We start from the raw sequence: 2,993 nt of genomic DNA, 5'->3' as shown, positions 1-2,993 counted from the left end.
GTTTCTGGTTGAGTGTGATGGGTGTGCCCTAAGCCACCTCAATATACTCACAGAATGACACTGATTCAGGAGCACTTAATCCATCTTCTTTCAATCCTTCCAAATGAAACATCACTGCCTCAGTAATTAATTGTTTAACGTCTTCTAATGTTTCTGCCACCGCAACACACCCAGGAAGATCTCGAACATAAGCACCGTAGCTATTTTTTCCTTTTTCAATAACAACTGCATAGCGCATTAGATTTTATCCTCATCTATTTGAGCTTGTCGCCATATATTTTTAAGAGTCCCAATTGGAACCTCAAGACTTGATTTACCGGCGTTGCGTCAGTCTTCCTTTGAATAGGAGTAGAGTGGGCATCCTGCCCGCCCGAAAATATATTGTAACGGGCAAGATGCCCATGCTACATACGACCCAAGGGCGATTTACTAGCCCTAGGAGGCGCGCACCTACTCTTAAAATCATGCCATTATTAAGCAACGCCCCAAGCCCTAGCCCTTTGGGCTAATCCCACGATCTTGTAGGGTGCGCCCTCGAAAGGGTAACGCAGCAAGCGCAAAAAAGCAAAAAGTTCCAACTCTTAACCAAACCAGCATCATTAGCTCCGGTAGGTTGCTGAAACGTTGGGATTAATGATCGTGATTTTTCTGCCATTATGGAAGTAACTCCTACTTGGTTGGGAGAAAAGCCGCGCTGGTAATAGCCGTTAACCTTCACCAGCGCGGTTATTAGTTTCAGTGTGTACCTTCTATAGTATAGATAAATCCTCGAAAAAATGCAAGGGTTAATAAAAATTATTTACATTTATTTACAAATAGCCTAAATAGCCATTTATAGACTCATTTATGTTTAATTTACTTTGACATTATTTTTTAATTTACTGATATAAAAAGGGAGCTGATTAGCTAAAATTAGGGAGCCTAGAGTAGGTCAGAGTTAAAATACTAAAAAGCCTGTCTACATCATTAGAATAAAATGCGTTCGCGTAGCGGCTCAGAGCATCGCATCCAGTGCCCGGAAATATTATGCGTTCGCGTAGCGGCTCAGAGCATCGCATCCCATGCCATACAAGATTATGCGTTCGCGTAGCGGCTCAGAGCATCGCATCCAGTGCTGGACTATTACGCGATCGCATCCAGTGCCCGACAAGATAATGCGATCGCATCCAGTGCCCGACAAGATAATGCGATCGCATCCAGTGCCCGACAAGATAATGCGATCGCATCGAGTGCTCGACAAGATGATGCGATCGCATCGAGTGCCCGGAAATATTATGCGATCGCATCCAGTGCCGTACAAGATGATGTGTAAGGATTTACCCGTCAGCCAACAGCTGACGGCTGACCGCTGACAGCTGTTGGCTGATAGCAGTTCCTCAGCCTATATAGCAGTCGCCAGGGCAGTTAGGACATCGACATTAGTCTCACACCCTTTGTAAGCGCAAGAGTTTGACTTCTGACAAATGACTTCTGACAAATGACTTCTGCTATAGCGACTTCATTTCTAATTGCTGAATCAAAGGAGCACATTGATAAACCATAGCGGCTCGACTATCTACATCCAGCTTCAGGAAGATCCGACGTAGATGAGCAGAAACTGTCCATTCACTAATTTCAAGCTGTTTAGCAATTAGCTTATTAGACTGACCTGAAGCAACAAGAGTAACAATTTGTAACTCTCGTTCTGTTAAGAGACTAGCAAGATGAGATGTAACGGAAGTAGTATTGTCTTGGAATTCTGTAATTGCATAACATTTACCATTTACCTCCATATAACCAACTGCATTCAAAGGACAACTGCTTTGAGGGGGTGAATTAGAGCTAGACCCTAAACTAGGTTTAAATTCGTGGTTTGTTTCACAAACTAAAAAACAAGAATTATTGATAAACAGCTTACCAATCACTTGATTTCCTAACTCTGATTGTATATCTTTAGTAGCTATATCTTGACGATAAAGAGGAAAATTAAGTTTCTCTTTCATAAGAAAAATGTCAAGTACCTATAGACATCCTGTTTGATTGATTAGCGGAACCTGGGGAAGGATAAAAGTAAGCATTCAGCTATCAGCTATCAGTTTTCAGCTATCAGCTATCAGTTTTCAGCTATCAGCTATCAGTTTTCAGCTATCAGCTATCAGTTTTCAGCTATCAGCTATCAGTTTTCAGCTATCAGCTATCAGCTATCAGTTTATGGGCTACGGCTGACTGCTGATGGCTGACTGCTGACTGCTGACTGCTGACTGCTGACTGCTGACTGCTGACTGCTGAATGCTTACGCAAAACTATAGCGCTGTGCGTAGGGAATAGGTAACATCGGACCAGGGAATGATTTAGCTCCCCAAGACTTCGCTGCATAGCTTCGTTCCTTGAATTTGTCAACACCATTACACCCATTGCTATCAGTATTCACAAATGATTTAGGAAGATCAGATCCATGGATAGTCTTACCCCCCCCTTCTATTCTGTTAAATATCAATCAAAAAGGAATTAAATTGTTAAAAAACTTATAGTTTCTCTAGGCTTTACAAATGAGTTGTAAAACTAGATTGTAATTTTTGATTATCAAAAAAACGCTGTATTCCTTACTCCTGTTACCCTATCCGTAGTTTTATGTTACCGAAAGCGTGTCGTTCTATGTTTACATCTCAAATAGAAAGACTATACCAGAACGCTTTAGTATTTATCCATAGATCCTCCTTCAACTCTGGGCAATTCCCCAAGTCTTCAGGATCACAGGCAGAGTTATCGCTCCAAGAGGGCTTAGAAATTCTGTTAGATACTGGAACTGCTGGTGTCACAAGATGTATAACACACAGATGAAGCCCTTCCCATAAAAGTTTTGCCAGTCCGGTGTAAATCATCAACTGGCGTAAGTACTCCGATTCCAAAGCCACAATTCGATCCTGCGGACTGACCAGTTCGCAAGAGATTCCCAATTTGTCCAAAGCTTTGCAGATATCTGGAGGACGATTATCACTAAAATCTGTAGGTTT

4 protein-coding genes and 1 pseudogene are annotated in these 2,993 nt (G+C 41.9%); 1 reads left to right on the top strand and 4 read right to left on the bottom strand.

Annotated features, from left to right (window positions below):
• Positions 1-28 precede the first annotated feature (28 nt).
• Entirely contained in the window at positions 29-238 is a 210-nt protein-coding gene (locus tag F6K38_RS38335; RefSeq protein ID WP_008178170.1) for a type II toxin-antitoxin system HicB family antitoxin, read from the bottom strand.
• 873 nt (positions 239-1,111) lie between these two features.
• Here F6K38_RS38335 and F6K38_RS38330 point away from each other — a divergent pair.
• A complete protein-coding gene (locus F6K38_RS38330) occupies positions 1,112-1,312 on the top strand; it encodes a hypothetical protein (RefSeq protein WP_287360181.1) in 201 nt (66 codons plus the stop codon).
• A gap of 175 nt (positions 1,313-1,487) precedes the next feature.
• Here the strand turns inward: F6K38_RS38330 and F6K38_RS38325 are convergent, their stop codons facing one another.
• The 3 genes and pseudogenes from F6K38_RS38325 to F6K38_RS38315 all read right to left on the bottom strand — a co-directional run.
• Complete coding sequence (locus F6K38_RS38325; protein WP_287295071.1) at positions 1,488-1,982, bottom strand: response regulator transcription factor; 495 nt, start codon at positions 1,980-1,982, stop codon at positions 1,488-1,490.
• A gap of 187 nt (positions 1,983-2,169) precedes the next feature.
• Positions 2,170-2,355, bottom strand: coding sequence for a hypothetical protein (locus tag F6K38_RS38320; RefSeq protein ID WP_287360180.1), 186 nt, complete (start codon positions 2,353-2,355; stop codon positions 2,170-2,172).
• 290 nt (positions 2,356-2,645) lie between these two features.
• A pseudogene (locus F6K38_RS38315) lies at positions 2,646-2,993 on the bottom strand (hypothetical protein); the annotation flags it as partial.

Source organism: Moorena sp. SIO3B2 (assembly GCF_010692525.1).
In the GTDB taxonomy this organism is placed as follows: Bacteria; Cyanobacteriota; Cyanobacteriia; order Cyanobacteriales; family Coleofasciculaceae; genus Moorena; species Moorena producens.
This window is presented reverse-complemented; position numbering and strand designations above follow the sequence as displayed.

What these genes read in the sequence shown, in the direction of transcription:
- F6K38_RS38320 (WP_287360180.1), bottom strand. Translation starts at nt 2,355, where the DNA reads ATGCAGCGAAGTCTTGGGGAGCTAAATCATTCCCTGGTCCGATGTTAC.
- F6K38_RS38325 (WP_287295071.1), bottom strand. Translation starts at nt 1,982, where the DNA reads ATGAAAGAGAAACTTAATTTTCCTCTTTATCGTCAAGATATAGCTACT.
- F6K38_RS38335 (WP_008178170.1), bottom strand. Translation starts at nt 238, where the DNA reads ATGCGCTATGCAGTTGTTATTGAAAAAGGAAAAAATAGCTACGGTGCT.